15 protein-coding genes are annotated in these 15,037 nt (G+C 67.2%); 4 read left to right on the forward strand and 11 right to left on the reverse strand.

The annotated features are described in order from the left end of the window. Window positions 1-8 precede the first annotated feature (8 nt). Window positions 9-2,672, reverse strand: coding sequence for a leucine--tRNA ligase (gene leuS, locus QKY98_RS12245; protein WP_284670990.1), 2,664 nt, complete (start codon window positions 2,670-2,672; stop codon window positions 9-11). 177 nt (window positions 2,673-2,849) lie between these two features. Here leuS and QKY98_RS12250 point away from each other — a divergent pair, with 177 nt between their 5' ends. After that, complete coding sequence (locus tag QKY98_RS12250) at window positions 2,850-3,173, forward strand: hypothetical protein (RefSeq protein WP_231501056.1); 324 nt, start codon at window positions 2,850-2,852, stop codon at window positions 3,171-3,173. 41 nt (window positions 3,174-3,214) lie between these two features. Further along, on the forward strand, window positions 3,215-3,976 hold the full coding sequence (locus tag QKY98_RS12255) for a YdcF family protein (RefSeq protein WP_115945854.1): 762 nt from the start codon (window positions 3,215-3,217) through the stop codon (window positions 3,974-3,976). 7 nt (window positions 3,977-3,983) lie between these two features. Here the strand turns inward: QKY98_RS12255 and lnt are convergent, their stop codons facing one another. The 6 genes from lnt to QKY98_RS12285 all read right to left on the reverse strand — a co-directional run bounded on the left by lnt (window position 3,984) and on the right by QKY98_RS12285 (window position 10,091). Next, window positions 3,984-5,531 (reverse strand): apolipoprotein N-acyltransferase, encoded by a 1,548-nt coding sequence (lnt, locus tag QKY98_RS12260; protein ID WP_284670991.1) that lies wholly within the window; start codon window positions 5,529-5,531, stop codon window positions 3,984-3,986. Window positions 5,532-5,823: 292 nt separating this feature from the next. After that, entirely contained in the window at window positions 5,824-6,660 is an 837-nt protein-coding gene (locus tag QKY98_RS12265; protein ID WP_007159650.1) for a CorC family transporter, read from the reverse strand. Window positions 6,661-6,667: 7 nt separating this feature from the next. Next, on the reverse strand, window positions 6,668-7,123 hold the full coding sequence (gene ybeY / locus QKY98_RS12270; protein ID WP_027602488.1) for an rRNA maturation RNase YbeY: 456 nt from the start codon (window positions 7,121-7,123) through the stop codon (window positions 6,668-6,670). Next, window positions 7,113-8,126 carry a PhoH family protein gene (locus QKY98_RS12275; RefSeq protein WP_284670992.1) on the reverse strand — a complete coding sequence of 338 codons (1,014 nt, stop codon included), beginning with the start codon at window positions 8,124-8,126 and terminating at the stop codon, window positions 7,113-7,115. Before QKY98_RS12275 ends, ybeY begins: the two co-directional genes overlap by 11 nt. A gap of 100 nt (window positions 8,127-8,226) precedes the next feature. Then, on the reverse strand, window positions 8,227-9,600 hold the full coding sequence (miaB, locus tag QKY98_RS12280) for a tRNA (N6-isopentenyl adenosine(37)-C2)-methylthiotransferase MiaB (protein ID WP_144955955.1): 1,374 nt from the start codon (window positions 9,598-9,600) through the stop codon (window positions 8,227-8,229). Between the two features lie 86 nt (window positions 9,601-9,686). Continuing rightward, window positions 9,687-10,091 carry a RidA family protein gene (locus tag QKY98_RS12285; RefSeq protein WP_267401498.1) on the reverse strand — a complete coding sequence of 135 codons (405 nt, stop codon included), beginning with the start codon at window positions 10,089-10,091 and terminating at the stop codon, window positions 9,687-9,689. Between the two features lie 119 nt (window positions 10,092-10,210). Between QKY98_RS12285 and QKY98_RS12290 the strand changes: the two genes are divergently transcribed. Then, entirely contained in the window at window positions 10,211-11,134 is a 924-nt protein-coding gene (locus QKY98_RS12290) for a LysR family transcriptional regulator (RefSeq protein WP_267401499.1), read from the forward strand. A 65-nt stretch (window positions 11,135-11,199) separates the two neighbouring features. Then, complete coding sequence (locus QKY98_RS12295; RefSeq protein WP_007159644.1) at window positions 11,200-11,535, forward strand: DUF1820 family protein; 336 nt, start codon at window positions 11,200-11,202, stop codon at window positions 11,533-11,535. Between the two features lie 12 nt (window positions 11,536-11,547). Here the strand turns inward: QKY98_RS12295 and QKY98_RS12300 are convergent, their stop codons facing one another. The 4 genes from QKY98_RS12300 to QKY98_RS12315 all read right to left on the reverse strand — a co-directional run bounded on the left by QKY98_RS12300 (window position 11,548) and on the right by QKY98_RS12315 (window position 15,021). Next, window positions 11,548-12,093: a tetratricopeptide repeat protein gene (locus tag QKY98_RS12300; protein WP_027597185.1), complete on the reverse strand. Its 546-nt coding sequence runs from the start codon at window positions 12,091-12,093 to the stop codon at window positions 11,548-11,550. 197 nt (window positions 12,094-12,290) lie between these two features. Then, window positions 12,291-13,577 carry a glutamate-1-semialdehyde 2,1-aminomutase gene (gene hemL / locus QKY98_RS12305; RefSeq protein ID WP_027597184.1) on the reverse strand — a complete coding sequence of 429 codons (1,287 nt, stop codon included), beginning with the start codon at window positions 13,575-13,577 and terminating at the stop codon, window positions 12,291-12,293. A gap of 20 nt (window positions 13,578-13,597) precedes the next feature. After that, complete coding sequence (gene thiE / locus QKY98_RS12310) at window positions 13,598-14,227, reverse strand: thiamine phosphate synthase (protein WP_115945859.1); 630 nt, start codon at window positions 14,225-14,227, stop codon at window positions 13,598-13,600. Next, a complete protein-coding gene (locus QKY98_RS12315; RefSeq protein WP_042136259.1) occupies window positions 14,224-15,021 on the reverse strand; it encodes a hydroxymethylpyrimidine/phosphomethylpyrimidine kinase in 798 nt (265 codons plus the stop codon). The genes thiE and QKY98_RS12315 overlap by 4 nt, the downstream gene beginning before the upstream one ends. Between the last annotated feature and the right edge of the window lie 16 nt (window positions 15,022-15,037).

A 15,037-nucleotide genomic window follows, 5' to 3' on the forward strand; every position in this document is an offset into this window, starting at 1 on the left:
CGCGTGTCTTAGTTGGCGACGATGTTGACCAGTTTACCCGGGACCACGACGACCTTGCGGATGGTCAGACCCTCGGTGAAGCGTGCCACGTTCTCGTTGGCGCGGGCGGCGGCCTCGATGGCCTCGCGGCTGGCATCGGCCGGTACTTCGATCTGGCCGCGCAGCTTGCCGTTCACCTGGATGACGATCTGCAGGCTGTCCTGCACCAGGGCGCTCTCGTCCACCTGCGGCCAGCGGGCGTCGATGACCGCGTCGCTGTGGCCCAGTTGCTGCCAGAGACCGTGGGCGATGTGCGGGGTGATGGGCGCCAGCAGCAGGGTGACGGCCTCCAGGCCTTCCTGCAGCAGACGGCGATCGGTGTCGCTGTCCTGGGCGGCCTTTTCCAGCACGTTCATCAGGGTCATGACCGCGGCGATGGCGGTGTTGAACTTGTGATGCTGACCGATATCCTGGCTGGCCTGGCGGATGGCCAGGTGGATGGCACGGCGGACGTCCTTCTGGGCGGGCGACAGCTCGCCGAGGGCGCCGGCAGTCGGCAGGCCCTGGCTCACGTGGGCCTGGGCCAGACGCCAGACGCGGCGCAGGAAGCGGCTCGCACCCTCGACGCCGGAATCGGACCACTCCAGGCTCATGTCCGGCGGCGAGGCGAACATCATGAACAGGCGGCAGGTGTCGGCGCCGTACTGGTCGATCATCGCCTGGGGATCGACGCCGTTGTTCTTCGACTTGGACATCTTCTCGACGCCACCGATTTCCACCGGCTGGCCGTCGCTCTTCAGGCGCGCCCCGATCACCTTGGCCTTGGCGTCGCGTTCCACCTCGACATCGGCCGGGTTGAACCAGTCCTTGCTGCCGTTGGGATTGGTGCGGTAGTAGGTCTCGGCCACCACCATGCCCTGGGTCAGCAGATTCTCGAAGGGCTCGTCGGAATCGATCAGGCCCTGGTCGCGCATCAGCTTGTGGAAGAAGCGCGAGTAGAGCAGGTGCAGGATGGCGTGCTCGATGCCGCCGATGTACTGGTCGACGGGCAGCCAGTAGTTGGCTTCTTCCTTGTCCAGCATGCCGCCGGTGAAATTCGGCGAGGCATAGCGGGCGAAGTACCAGGAGCTTTCGACGAAGGTGTCCATGGTGTCGGTTTCGCGACGGGCCGGCTGGCCGTTGCGCGGATCGACGGTCTCGTAGAATTCCGGCATGCGCGCCAGGGGCGAGCCGGCGCCGTCCGGCACCACGTCCTCGGGCAGCACCACCGGCAGCAGGTCGGCCGGCACCGGAATATCGACGCCATCGTCGCCGTGGATGATGGGGATCGGGCAGCCCCAGTAGCGCTGGCGGCTGATGCCCCAGTCGCGCAGGCGGAACTGGGTGCGCGGCTGGCCCAGGCCCTTGGCCTGCAGATCGGCGCCGATGGCGTCGAAGGCGGCGTCGTAGGCGAGGTTGTTGTAGGCACCGGAATTGATCAGGAAGCCTTCCTTGCTGCCGTACCAGTCCTTCCACTGCACCGGGTCGAACTGGTAGCGCTCGTATTCCTCGGGGCTGTAGTCGTCCGGATTGGCCAGCACCTGGGTGGCCTCGGCGGTATCCACCACCTGGACGATGGGCAACTGGTACTTGTTGGCGAATTCGAAGTCACGCTCGTCGTGACCGGGCACGGCCATGACCGCGCCGTCGCCGTAGTGCATCAGCACATAGTTGGCGACCCATACCGGCAGGCGGGCGTCGGTCAGCGGATGACGGACGAACAGGCCGGTGTCCAGGCCCTTCTTCTCCTGGGTGGCGATGTCGGCTTCGGCGACGCCGCCGCGCTTGCACTCGTCGATGAAGGCCTGCAGCTCGGCATTGCCCTGGGCGGCCTGGGTGGCCAGCGGGTGTTCGGCGGCCACGGCGACATAGGTGGCACCGAGCAGGGTGTCGGGGCGGGTGGTGAAGACCTTCAGGGTGCCTTCGGCGCCGATGCTGTCCTGGTCATAGGGGAATTGCACCTCCATGCCGCGGGACTTGCCGATCCAGTTGCGCTGCATGGTCTTGACCTGCTCGGGCCAGCCGGGCAGGCCGTCGAGGGAGGTCAGCAGCTCTTCCGCATAGTCGGTGATGCGGAAGTAGTACATGGGGATCTCGCGCTTCTCGATCAGCGCACCGCTGCGCCAGCCGCGGCCGTCGATGACCTGCTCGTTGGCCAGGACGGTCTGGTCCACCGGGTCCCAGTTCACCGTGCCGTTCTTGCGGTAGATGATGCCCTTCTCGAACAACTGGGTGAACAGCCACTGCTCCCAGCGATAGTAGTCGGGCTTGCAGGTAGTGACCTCGCGGGACCAGTCGATCGCCAGGCCCAGGCTCTGCAGCTGGGACTTCATGTAGGCGATGTTCTCGTAGGTCCACTTGGCGGGGGCCACGCCGTTCTTCATGGCGGCGTTTTCCGCGGGCATGCCGAAGGCGTCCCAGCCCATGGGCTGCAGGACGTTCTTGCCCAGCATCCGCTGGTAGCGGGCGATGACGTCGCCGATGGTGTAGTTGCGCACGTGCCCCATGTGCAGCTTGCCGCTGGGGTAGGGGAACATCGACAGGCAGTAGAACTTCTCCTGGCCCGGGCGCATGGTGGCCTTGAAGGACAGATTCTGGTCCCAGAAGGACTGGGCGGCGGCTTCTATTTCGCGGGGCTGATAGTGTTCGTGCATGGGCGTGTCGAGGGCTGCAGAGGCGTTTGATCGAGCCGCCAAGCATACATGACCCCCCGAGCGCGGGGAAATGTCCCGGTCCGCCGCTTGTTTCGCACTCCGGAGGAGGCAGGGTTGGAAGGGCCGTACTAGGCTGTTCAAACGTCCGTTCAATTATTCGGGAGGATGATCGCCATCATGGGAAAGTTTCGACGCGAGTCCGAAAAGCTGCCCGTCGACGTGCGCCTGCAACGGCGCCTGGCGCTGGCGCTGGATGAGGCGGCTACCCAGGAGCGCCTCTATGACAAAGCCGATGAGGAAGTCGAGGTGCAGGGCCTGAGTCCGGCCGAATACGCCCTGGTCAAGCGCTGGCTGGCGCGCCATCAGGCGGCCGACGCCGCCATGGCCTGCTGCCTGGGCTGTGGCCGGGTCCAGCCGGCGGGTGCCTTCTGCCCGCGGTGTCAGGGTCGACGACTGCTGGTCGAGAGTCCTTCTGCCCCGGTCGGCGCTCCCCTACACTAGGCGCCGCCGCGACCCGGAGGTCGCCCCCGACCGGAGGGACCATGGGTCTGCGCTATTTCTTCAAGCAACTGCTGCTGCCACCGGGCGGCCTGCTGCTGCTCCTGTTGCTGGGCTGGTGGTTGCGTCGTCGCTATCCGCGCCTGGGGCTGGTCTGCTTCCTGGGCGGTCTGCTGGGCCTCTGGGCCAGTACCCTGCCGGTCGTGGTGGAGACCGGCGGGCGCCTGCTGGAGCGCGATGCCGCCCTGCCCGAGGCGCGCTGGGCGACGCTTGCGCAGCAGGCCGATGCCATCGTGGTGCTGGGCGCCGGTCGCGAAGTGGAGGATCCGGGCTGGGCGGGCGATGCCGCCAGCCACCTGGCGGTGGAGCGGCTGCGCTATGCGGCGCGGCTGGCCAAGGCCAGCGGCCTGCCGGTGCTGATCACCGGGGGCTCGCCCCATGACCGTCCACTGAGCGAGGCGGCGCTGATGACCGAGGTGATGGAACGCGACCTGGGGGTGCCGGTGCGCTGGCAGGAAGGGGGCAGTCGCACCACCTGGGAAAACGCCACCCTGAGTGCGCCGCTGCTGCGCGAGGCCGGGGTCAAGCGGGTGGTGCTGGTGACCCAGGCCTATCACATGGCCCGTTCGCGCTGGTGTTTCGAACGGCAGGGCTTCGCCGTGGTGGCCGCGCCCATGGGCTTCATCGGTGTCGCCAATGCCCGGCCCTTCGGTGGCTGGCTGCCAGAAGCCAAGGCGGTCGAGCAGACCGCCCAGTTGCTCAACGAGGCTGCCGGACTACTTCTCTATCCGCTCGCCTATCGCTGACGCGCGCCTAGCTCTGGGTGACCACCAGCGGCGTCTCTTCTGGGCGATCCTGCCGACGCATTAGCAGACCCCAGAGCAGCACCAGGGCGGAAAAGATCCCCAGCGGCCAGAGGCGGTAGTGCAGATAGGGCGTCAGGCCGTCCATGGGCACCACGGTGCCCTGCAGCACGCCGACCTCGAAGGCCGGGATCTGCCGGCTGATGCGACCGAAGGGATCGACCAGGGCGGTAATGCCGTCGTTGGTGACCCGTACCAGCCAGCGCCCGCTTTCCAGGGCGCGCATCTGCGCCATCTGCAGGTGCTGTTGCGGTCCGATGGACTTGCCGAACCAGGTGTCGTTGCTGATGGTGAGCAGCAGCTGACTCTGGGCCGCCATGCTGGCGACGAATTCCGGATAGACCACCTCGTAGCAGATGTAGGGCGCCACGCGATAGCCCTTCACCAGCAGCGGTTCCTGCTGCTCGGGACCACGGACGAAGTCGGACATGGGCAGGTCGAAGAAGCCGATCAGGCCGCGCAGGTAGTCCTGCAGCGGCACGTATTCGCCAAAGGGCACCAGCTTCTGCTTGTAGTAGGTGCCCGAGCCGTTGCCGACCGCGGTGATGCTGTTGAAATAGCGCGAATCGCCGTCGGCGTCGCGTTCCCGCGCCGGCAGGCCGGTCACCAGGGCGCCGCCATGGGCCGCCACCTGGGCGCCTTCGGCGGCGAGGAAGTCACTGACGTATTCGCGCAGCACGGGAATGGCGTTTTCTGGCCAGACCACGAGGTCGGCATCGGTCTGCTCGGCGGTGCGGTCACGATAGAGCGCCAGGGTGGCGCGGGCGTGGTCGGGATTCCACTTGAGTTCCTGGGCGATGTTGCCCTGGACCCCGGCGACCTTGAGCGGCGCGCCGGCGGGTTGCGTCCAGACCTGGCCCTTGAAGACGTCGCCGGCCGCCCAGGGCAGGGCCACCAGCACCAGGCCCGCGACCAGGGCGAGCGGCCGCATGATCAGGCGCGGGGCGTTGACCAGCAGCGCCGCGGTAAAGGCCAGCGCGGCGGAGATCAGCCAGACGCCACCCAGCGGCGCCAGGCCCTGCAGGGGGCCGTTGAGCTGGCTGTAGCCGAGCAGCAGCCAGGGAAAGCCGGTCAGCGCCCAGCTGCGGAACAGTTCCAGGGCGAACCAGAGGCCGGCAAAGGTGAGGGCGTCGCCCAGGGGCGCCTGGTTGCGTCTCAGGCACAGCGCCCAGAGCGCGGCCGGCAGGGCGAAGAACAGCGCGATACCGGCGCAGAAGCCCACGGTGAGAAACAGCGCCAGGGGTACCGGCGCGGCGCCATAGGTGTGGATGCTGACGTAGATCCAGCTGGTGCCGGCGAGAAAGGCGCCGAAGCCGTAGCACCAGCCACGCAGCAGGGCGCGCCAGACACCGAGACCCTTGAGGCCCAGGTAGAAGAGGGCGGCGGACAGCAGCGCCAGCGGCCAGATGTTGAAGGGGGCCAGCGCCAGGGGCGTGAGGGCACCAGCGAAGAGCGCCAGAAGGTTGCCCTTCCAGCCGGGTTGAGAGATCCAGCGCATCGAAAATCCTTGGTCCGATCGAGGCTGCGCAAGCTTACTCGCCGCCGCGGGGGAGTGCCAAAGGCGTGTGCGGGGGAGAGCGAGGCAGGTCGCAGTCGGGAGAGGGGAGAAGCTATCGCGGCCATGGCAGTCCATTGCTACGGCCGCCCTGACTTGGGCTATCGCGGCCATGGGCCGCTCCTACGGGATGGTAGGAGCGTCCGCATCGGCGGACCGCCATGGCCGCGATTGAATGGATAGAGCGCTTGGCCCTCACCCCAGCCCTCTCCCAGAGGGAGAGGGGGTAAAGGCGCTACCGGTTGACCGGGGTGACGCGCAGCAGGTGGATGCGGCGGCCGTCGGCGTTGAGCACGCGGAAGCGGAAGTCGTCGATCACCGTTTCCTCGTTGCGCTTGGGCAGGTGACCCAGGCGATTCATCACCAGGCCACCGGCGGTGTCGGCCTCGGCATCGGCGAAACGGGTTTCCAGGGTTTCGTTGAGGGTCTCGATGGGGGTGAGCGCCTTGACCACGAAGTCGCCATTGGGCAGCGACTTGATGAAGCTCTCTTCCTCCACGTCGTGCTCGTCCTCGATCTCGCCGACGATCTGCTCGAGCACGTCCTCGATGGTGACCAGGCCGGCGACGCCGCCGTATTCGTCCACCACGATGGCCATGTGGCTGTGGGTCGAACGGAATTCCCGCAGCAGCACGTTGAGCCGCTTGGACTCGGGCACGAAGGTGGCCGGGCGCAGCACCGCCTTGAGGTCGAAGGTGCGCTCGTGGTCGAGCAGCAGCGGCAGCAGGTCCTTGGCCAGCAGCAGGCCGAGGACGTCGTCGGGGCCGTCGCCGATCACCGGATAGCGGGAGTGGGCGGCCTCGATCACCGCCGGCAGGAATTCCGCCGGGGTCTGGTGGGCGCGGATGCTGATGATCTGCGAGCGCGGCACCATGATGTCGCGTACCTGCAGGTCGGCCACCGAGATGGCGCCCTCGACGATGGACAGGGCTTCGCTGTCGAGCACCTTGTTCTCATGCGCCTCGCGCAGCAGTTCCAGCAGTTCCTGGCGACTCTTGGGTTCATGGGCAAAGGCCTGGACGATGCGTTCCAGCCAGGAACGATGCCCAGTGCCTGATCGATCTTCGTTCATGTGTGTGTCATTCACCGTAGGGATCGGGGTAGCCCAGTTCAGCGAGCAATTGGCGTTCCAGTTCTTCCATCTCCTCGGCTTCGTCATCTTCCAGATGATCGTAGCCGAGCAGGTGCAGGCAGCCATGGATGACCAGATGCGCCCAGTGCGCCTTGGCGGGCTTGCCTTGCTCGGCGGCTTCGCGCGCCACCACGGGGGCGCAGATCACCAGATCGCCGAGCAGGGGGATATCGAGGAATTCGTCCGGCACGTCGGCCGGAAAGGACAGCACGTTGGTGGCGTAGTCCTTGTGCCGCCAGGTGCGGTTGAGCTCGCGGCCTTCGTCTTCGTCCACCAGGCGGATGGTGAGTTCCGAATCGCCCTGGCGGGCGCGCAGGGCCAGTTCACACCAGCGACGTAAGTCCGGCTCCTCGGGGAGGTCGGCCGCCTCGCTGGCGACCTGGACGTCCAGCTCAATCGCCATGGCGATCCTCTCCATGAGCGCGCGGCTTGTCCTGCAGCGCCTCGAAGCGATCGTAGGCCTCGACGATGCGCTGCACCAGCGGGTGGCGCACCACGTCCTTGGACTCGAAGTGGGTGAAGCCGATGCCGGGCACGTCGCGCAGGACCTCGATGACGTGCTTGAGACCCGACTTGGTGCCGCGAGGCAGGTCGACCTGGGTGACGTCACCGGTGATCACCGCGGTGGAGCCGAAACCGATCCGGGTCAGGAACATCTTCATCTGCTCGAGGGTGGTGTTCTGACTTTCGTCGAGAATGATGAAGCTATTGTTGAGGGTGCGGCCACGCATGTAGGCCAGCGGCGCGACCTCGATGACCTGGCGCTCGATGAGCTTGGCCACCTGCTCGAAGCCGAGCATCTCGTAGAGGGCGTCGTACAGCGGGCGCAGATAGGGGTCGATCTTCTGCGCCAGGTCGCCGGGCAGGAAGCCGAGCTTCTCGCCGGCTTCCACCGCCGGGCGCACCAGCAGGATGCGGCGGATCTGCTCGCGCTCCAGGGCGTCCACGGCGCAGGCCACGGCCAGATAGGTCTTGCCGGTACCGGCCGGGCCTATGCCGAAGTTGATGTCGTGATCGAGGATCGACTTGACGTAGCGCTGCTGGTTGGCGCCGCGCGGGCGGATCATGCCCTTCTTGGTGCGCAGGGCCACGCTGGTGTCGCCGCCGCGGTGCTCTTGCTGCAGAGCTTCCAGACCGGATTCCTGCAGATAGAGGTGCACCAGTTCCGGGGCCACCGCGGTGCCGCTGGCGGTCTCGCGGTAGAGGCGCTGCAGGAGGTTCTGGGCCGCGCGGGTGCGCTCGGGATCGCCGACCAGTTCGAACTGGTTGCCGCGATTGCGGATCTCGATGCCGAGACGGCCTTCGATCTGGCGCAGATTTTCATCGAGCTGGCCGCACAGGTTGGCGAAACGGTCGGCATCGAAGGGTTCGAGGGTGAAATGCTGGAGCGTCTGGGGGGTATTCAAGGTGTGCTGGGAAACCCTTTGGATTGGCTTTACGAAAACTTGACGTAGCTTGAGAGTAACCTGCGTCGCGCCCTTGGCAAAGGGCGCGTGCGACCATCCATCAGGCCAGCGCGACGGCGACGGGCGGGCGCGCACCGCTGGCGACGGGGGCCAGCAGGGTGCCGCGCAGGGAGTGCGGCAGGGCCTCGTCGATGTGCACCTGGACGAACTGGCCGATCAGGCTGGCGTCGCTGCAGCGGAAGTTGACGATGCGGTTGTTCTCGGTGCGGCCCTGCAGCATGCCGGGATCGCGCTTGGAGAAGTCGCTCACCAGGATGGTCTGGACGCTGCCAGCCATGCGCCGGCTGATCTCGAAGCCCTGCTGGTGGATGCGCGTCTGCAGGATCTGCAGGCGCTGCTTCTTGAGTTCGTCGGGGGTGTCGTCGACCAGGTCCGCCGCCGGGGTGCCGGGGCGGGCGCTGTAGATGAAGGAGAAGGAGAAGTCGAAACCGACGTCCTCGATCAGTTTCATGGTCTGCTCGAAGTCCTTCTCGGTCTCGCCGGGGAAGCCGACGATGAAGTCCGAGCTGATGCAGATGTCGGGCACCGCCGCCTTGAGCTTGCGGATGCGCGACTTGTACTCCAGCGCCGTGTGGTTGCGCTTCATGGCCGCCAGGATGCGATCGGAACCGGCCTGCACCGGCAGGTGGACGAATTTCACCAGTTCCGGGATCTCGGCGTGGGCCTGGATCAGGGCGTCGGAGAATTCCAGCGGGTGCGAGGTGGTGTAGCGGATGCGGTCGATGCCGTCCACCGCCGCCACCACATAGAGCAGCTCGGCGAAGTCGGCGATGCGGCCGTCGCCGGTAGCGCCGCGATAGCCGTTGACGTTCTGGCCCAGCAGGGTCACCTCGCGCACGCCGTGTTCGGCGAGGTGGATGATCTCGGCAAGGACGTCGTCCAGCGGCCGGCTGACCTCTTCACCGCGGGTATAGGGGACCACGCAGAAGGTGCAGTACTTGCTGCAGCCTTCCATGATGGAGACGAAGGCGCTGGGGCCGTCGATGCGCGGCTCGGGCAGGCGGTCGAACTTCTCGATCTCGGGGAAGGAGATGTCCACCTGGGGCGCCCGGGTGGTGCGTGCGGCGTCGATCATTTCCGGCAGGCGATGCAGGGTCTGCGGCCCGAAGACCACGTCGACATAGGGCGCGCGATCACGGATGGCGGCGCCTTCCTGGCTGGCCACGCAACCGCCGACGCCGATCACCAGGTCGGGATTCTCCAGCTTGAGTTCGCGCCAGCGACCGAGCTGGGAAAACACCTTTTCCTGCGCCTTCTCGCGGATCGAGCAGGTGTTGAGCAGGATGACGTCGGCCTCGGCCGGATTCTGGGTGACTTCCAGCGGCTCCCGTTCGCCGAGCAGGTCGACCATGCGCGACGAATCGTATTCGTTCATCTGGCAGCCATGGGTTTCGATATAGAGCTTCTTGGACATGCGCGGCAGGGAGTCGGTGGCGAGTGGACCGCGCATTATAATGATGGCCTTCCGGACGGGGAAGAGCCGCCCGGAAGGCGGTCGGTCTAGGCCTGGGCAGCGCCCTCCGGCAACCGGGCGATGACCTTGATCTCGAAGCGAAAGCCGGCCAGCCAGGTGGCGCCGACCGCGGTCACCGTGGGGTAGGGCGCCGTGCCCCAGTGCTCCAGCAGTACCGGCCAGATGCGTGCGAAGCTGGCTTCGGCATCGACCATGAACAGGGTGACGTCCACCACGTCGGCAAAGGAAGCGCCGGCCGCGGCGAGGACGGCGTCGAGATTGGCGAAGGCCAGGCGGACCTGATCTTCCAGCTCCGGCTCGGGCGAGCCATCGGCGCGGCTGCCGACCTGCCCGGACACGAAGAGAAAGCCGTTGGAACGGATGGCCGGCGAATAGCGGTGCTGTTCGTAGAGGGCGTGGCGCTGGGCGGGAAAGACGACGTCGCGGGTCATGGTGGGGCTCCGGTGGGGATGGGTGGGGCCACCTTAGGCGTCGTCCGCCAGGGGATAAACCCGGCCCGGCGGTCAGCATTGTTTGTACAATCCAAACAATCTCCTGGTGAGGAATCGGCATGGATCTGTTCGCCGCGATGCAGACCTTCGTGCGGGTGGTGGAAGCCGGCAGCTTCACCCGCGCGGCCGAGACCCTCGGCAGCAGCCGCACCCGCGTCACCCAGCAGGTGCAGCAGCTGGAAGCGCACCTGCAGGTGCGCCTGCTCAATCGCACCACCCGGCAGGTGCAGGTCACCGCCGACGGCGCCGCCTACTACGACCGCTGCCTGGGCGTGCTGGCGGCGGTGGACGATGCCGAGACGGGGCTTTCGGTGGCCACCCGCACGCCCCGTGGCCGCCTGCGGGTAGACGTGCCCAGTCCGTTGGCGCGGCTGATCCTGATCCCGGCCCTGCCGGACTTCTTCCAGCGCTATCCGGACATCCAGCTCGAACTGGGCGTCAGCGATCGCCAGGTGGATCTGATCGGCGACAACGTCGATTGCGTGATCCGCGGCGGGCGCATCCGCGAGCAGTATCTGGTGGCCCGACCGCTCGGGGCGCTGCAACTGGGGTGCTATGCCGCGCCGGCCTATCTCGCCGCCCAGGGTGTGCCGCTTCATCCCGCCGAACTGGCCGAGGCGCCGCACCGGGTGGTGCGGTTCCTCTGGGGGGCGGGCAAGGGCTTTCCCTATGCCCTGCGGCGCGGGGACGAGCGCCTGGAATTGCAGAGCCGGCACCGTCTGGAAGTGGACGACGGCAATGCCTGCCTGGCCGCGGGGCAGGCCGGGCTCGGCGTGGTCTGCCTGCCGCACTATCTGGCGGCGGAGTCTGTCGCCCGCGGCGAACTGGTCAGGCTGTTCGCGGACTGGCGGGTGGCCCCCATGCCGCTGTATCTGGCCTTCGCGCCCAACCGTCACGTCAGCGCCAAGTTGCGGGTCTTCATCGACTGGGTGACGGCCCTGGTGGCCGAGCGGGCCTGGCTGGAAACCCCGGGCGAGCCCTGACGGCAGCCGGGGGCGACATGCTATGCTCGCTGCCCCCTTTTTTCTCGGCGAACCCCGCGTCCACCATGAGCTCATCCCCCAGCAAGCCGGCCATCTACAAGGTCATCTTCGTCAACCAGGGTCAGGTCTTCGAGATCTACGCCAAGCAGATCTTCCAGAGCGATCTCTGGGGCTTCCTGGAGATCGAGGAACTGGTGTTCGGCGAGCGCACCCAGGTGGTGGTGGATCCGAGCGAGGAAAAGCTCAAGGCGCAATTCGAAGGCGTGGTGCGCAGCTTCGTGCCCATGCACTCGATCATCCGCATCGACGAGGTGGAGCGCCTGGGCCAGCCCAAGATCAGCGAAGCCAAGGGCGGCACCAATGTCATGCCGTTCCCCATGCCCATGCCCGACAAGCCCTGACCGGGCTCGCGGTCAGTTCTGCGGCGGCTGGAAGGGATTGAGGTTGCCCGCGGTCTGCATGTCCTGCAGATAGTCGCGGAAGATCTGGCCCAGCACCTGGGTGGCCATCTCCAGCTCGTCCCGGCGCATTTGGGCGCTGACCAGGTCGGCGGTGTCCATGGCTTCGTCGTTGCCATTGATGGCGGCCATCTTCAGCACGATGTAGGCCTGGATGTTGTTTGGCGGTACGCCCTCGCCGCGAAAGAACATGTTGCCGAGGCGATTCTGCGCATCGGCATTGCCCTTGAGCGAGGCCTGCTCGAACCACTGACGCGCCTGGTTCAGGTCCTTGGGCGTCTGCTTGCCTTCGTAGTAGAAGTCACCGAGTTCGTACTGCGCCTGGGAATCGCCGTCGTGGGCGATCTGCTGACAACGGGCGATCGCCTGCGCCAGGGCTTCGTTGGCCAGATTCAGGTTGCAACGGCTGGTGCTGGGGACGAGCAGCGAATTGCCTCCGGCCAGGGCGACCAGGGGCATCAGGATTAGGGCTGCGCACAGGGTACGACCAGCGCGGTGCATGAAGCGCCTCCACAAGCGAGGCAGGTTCGGAGAACCCGGTCGGCGAAACGCGCCGACGTCTCATTATGGGTCAAGCCGACGCACGCTTTCAAAACCTTTACGCGCAACGGCGGAACTTTTTTACCTGTGACGCCGGCCACTCAACTAGGTGTGAGGCCGGCAGGGCAGAGAGGTTCCGCAAGCGAGACGAATGACACCTAGTCCTTGAAGGTGGCGAAGGCGCGCTCGGCGGCGTCCAGGGTGATGCGCAATTCCTCGTCGCCATGGGCGATGGAGGTGAAGCCGGCCTCGAAGGCGCTGGGTGCCAGGTAGACGCCACCGTCCAGCATCAGGTGGAAGAAGCGCTTGAATCTCTCGCTGTCGCTGGCCATGACATCGCTGAAGGTGACGATGTCTTCGGCGCCGCTGAAGTAGAGACCGAACATGCCGCCCGCCTGAGTGGTGACGAAGGGCACGCCGGCGGCATCGGCGCGGTCCTGCAGGCCCTGCAGCATGCGCGTGGTGTAGTCGGTCAGCTCGGCATGGAAGCCGGGGCGGCGGATCAGCTGCAGGGTGGTGAGGCCGGCGGCCATGGCCAGCGGATTGCCCGAGAGGGTGCCGGCCTGGTAGACCGGGCCGAGCGGGGCGATCTTTTCCATGATCTCGCGCTTGCCGCCAAAGCAGCCCACCGGCATGCCGCCGCCGACGATCTTGCCGAAGGTGGTGAGGTCGGGGCGGATGCCGTAGTGCGCCTGGGCGCCGCCCAGGGCGACGCGGAAGCCGGTCATGACCTCATCGAAGATCAGCACCACGCCGTACTGGTCGCAGAGGCTACGCAGTCCTTCCAGGAAGCCCGGCGCCGGCGGCACGCAATTCATGTTGCCGGCCACCGGCTCGACGATGATGCAGGCGATCTGGTCGCCGACCTTGGCCAGGGTTTCTTCCACTTCGCCCAGGTCGTTGTAGGCCAGGGTCAGGGTGTGCTGGGCGAAGGCCGCCGGCACGCCGGGGGAGCTGGGCACGCCCAGGGTCAGGGCGCCGGAGCCGGCCTTGACCAGCAGGCTGTCGGAGTGGCCGTGGTAGCAGCCCTCGAACTTGATGATGGTGTCGCGCCCGGTGTAGCCGCGCGCCAGGCGGATGGCGCTCATGGTGGCTTCGGTGCCGGAGCTGACCATGCGCACCATTTCCATGGACGGCACGAGCTCGCAGATGAGGTCGGCCATGGTGGTTTCCAGGGCGGTCGGGGCGCCATAGGAGAGGCCGTGTTCCAGCTGGCGGCGCACCGCGTCGAGCACGTCCGGATGGCTGTGGCCGAGAATCATCGGACCCCAGGAACCGACGTAGTCGACATAGCGCTTGTCATCCTCGTCGACGATGTAGGCGCCCTGGGCGTGCTTGAAGAACAGCGGCGTGCCGCCGACGCTCTTGAAGGCGCGGACCGGCGAGTTGACGCCGCCGGGGATGTGGCGCTGGGCCTGGTCGAAGAGTTGCGCGGAGCGGGACATAGGGGTCTCCTTGAATGAGATCAGGCCGCGAACAGCTGGGCGAAGGCGCGCGCGCGGCGCTCCACCTCGCCCGCGCTGGCGGCGGAAAACAGGCTGTGGACGACGGCGAGCAGATCGACGCCGTGGTCGAGCAGAAGCGGGGCATTGTCCAGGGTGACACCGCCGATGGCGCAGACCGGCAAGGCGAAGCGGCTGCGGGCCTGGTCGAGCAAATCCAGGGGCGCCGGCGGGGCATCCGGCTTGGTACTGGAGGCGAAGAAGCGGCCAAAGGCCAGGTAGCTGACGCCGGCTTGGGCCGCGGCCTCGGCCAGTTCCAGGCTGGCGTGGCAGGTACCGCCAAGAACAGCGTCCGCCCCCAGGTCGGCGCGGGCCGCGGCCAGGGAGCCGTCTTCCTGGCCCAGGTGCAGGCCGACGCCCAGCCGGCGGGCCAGGGCGAGGTCGTCATTGATGATCAGCTGGGCACCGTGCTGGCGGCAGAGGTCGGCCAGGGCGGCGGCTTCGTCCTGGCGGCGACTGGCGTCCCCGGACTTGTCGCGGTACTGCACCAGCCGGGCCCCGCCTTGCAAGGCTGCCTCCACATAGGGCAGCAGGCGACCTTCGGCGAGCAGGGCGCTGTCGGTGATGGCATAGAGGCCGCGCAAGGGGCTCATGAGCAGAAGTCCAGTGGCAGGCGGCGCGGCACGTACTGGCCGCGACCGGGGCGCTCGGCGTCCCTCAGGGTGCGCCAGGTGTAGTCCAGGGCGCTGCGCACCGCGCTGGGCAAGGCTTCGCCCAGAGCCAGGCGCCCGGCCAGGGTACTGGCCAGGGTGCAGCCGGAGCCGTGGTAGCTGCCGGGCAGGCGCTGGCAGACGTGGGTCTCGCAGCCACCGGCACGGTCATAAAGGCGGTTGTGCACCTCGTGTTCCTCGCCATGGCCGCCGGTGATCAGCAGGTGGGCGCAGAAGGGCAGCAGGCGCTCGGCGCACTGCTCCGGGGTGCCTTCGGGCAACTCGGCGAGGATGCGTGCCTCGGGCAGGTTGGGGGTGGCGATGGTGGCGCGCGGCAGCAGCCGTTCGCGGATGGCATAGCCGACCTCGTCCTTGCCCAGGGCGCCGCCGCCACCGGCGCGCAGCACCGGATCGCAGACCAGGGGTACGCCGGGCAGGGCTTCCATGATCTCCAGCACCGTCTCGACCATCTCCACCGAACCGAGCATGCCCAGCTTGACCGCCGCCACCGGCAGGTCGGCGATGATCGCCCGGGCCTGGGCCAGCACCCACTCGCGATCCAGCACCCGGAAGTCGCGCACGTCGACGGTGTCCTGCACGGTCAGGGCAGTGACCGCCGGGGCGGCATGGCAACCCTGGGCGAGCAGGGCTTCGATGTCGGCCTGCAGGCCGGCGCCGCCACTCGGATCGTGGCCGGACAGGCAGAGGACGACGGGACGTTGGGGTTCGAGGGTCATGGACGTCAGCCTAGCA

It is taken from the genome of Pseudomonas sp. HR1 (assembly GCF_030175875.1).
Taxonomy (GTDB): Bacteria; Pseudomonadota; Gammaproteobacteria; order Pseudomonadales; family Pseudomonadaceae; genus Chryseomonas; species Chryseomonas oryzihabitans.

Excerpts from the sequence above, each read along its gene's own strand:
- leuS (WP_284670990.1), bottom strand. The coding sequence starts at position 2,672 with ATGCACGAACACTATCAGCCCCGCGAAATAGAAGCCGCCGCCCAGTCC.
- QKY98_RS12250 (WP_231501056.1), top strand. The coding sequence starts at position 2,850 with ATGGGAAAGTTTCGACGCGAGTCCGAAAAGCTGCCCGTCGACGTGCGC.
- QKY98_RS12255 (WP_115945854.1), top strand. The coding sequence starts at position 3,215 with ATGGGTCTGCGCTATTTCTTCAAGCAACTGCTGCTGCCACCGGGCGGC.
- lnt (WP_284670991.1), bottom strand. The coding sequence starts at position 5,531 with ATGCGCTGGATCTCTCAACCCGGCTGGAAGGGCAACCTTCTGGCGCTC.
- QKY98_RS12265 (WP_007159650.1), bottom strand. The coding sequence starts at position 6,660 with ATGAACGAAGATCGATCAGGCACTGGGCATCGTTCCTGGCTGGAACGC.
- ybeY (WP_027602488.1), bottom strand. The coding sequence starts at position 7,123 with ATGGCGATTGAGCTGGACGTCCAGGTCGCCAGCGAGGCGGCCGACCTC.
- miaB (WP_144955955.1), bottom strand. The coding sequence starts at position 9,600 with ATGTCCAAGAAGCTCTATATCGAAACCCATGGCTGCCAGATGAACGAA.
- QKY98_RS12285 (WP_267401498.1), bottom strand. The coding sequence starts at position 10,091 with ATGACCCGCGACGTCGTCTTTCCCGCCCAGCGCCACGCCCTCTACGAA.
- QKY98_RS12290 (WP_267401499.1), top strand. The coding sequence starts at position 10,211 with ATGGATCTGTTCGCCGCGATGCAGACCTTCGTGCGGGTGGTGGAAGCC.
- QKY98_RS12295 (WP_007159644.1), top strand. The coding sequence starts at position 11,200 with ATGAGCTCATCCCCCAGCAAGCCGGCCATCTACAAGGTCATCTTCGTC.
- QKY98_RS12300 (WP_027597185.1), bottom strand. The coding sequence starts at position 12,093 with ATGCACCGCGCTGGTCGTACCCTGTGCGCAGCCCTAATCCTGATGCCC.
- hemL (WP_027597184.1), bottom strand. The coding sequence starts at position 13,577 with ATGTCCCGCTCCGCGCAACTCTTCGACCAGGCCCAGCGCCACATCCCC.
- thiE (WP_115945859.1), bottom strand. The coding sequence starts at position 14,227 with ATGAGCCCCTTGCGCGGCCTCTATGCCATCACCGACAGCGCCCTGCTC.
- QKY98_RS12315 (WP_042136259.1), bottom strand. The coding sequence starts at position 15,021 with ATGACCCTCGAACCCCAACGTCCCGTCGTCCTCTGCCTGTCCGGCCAC.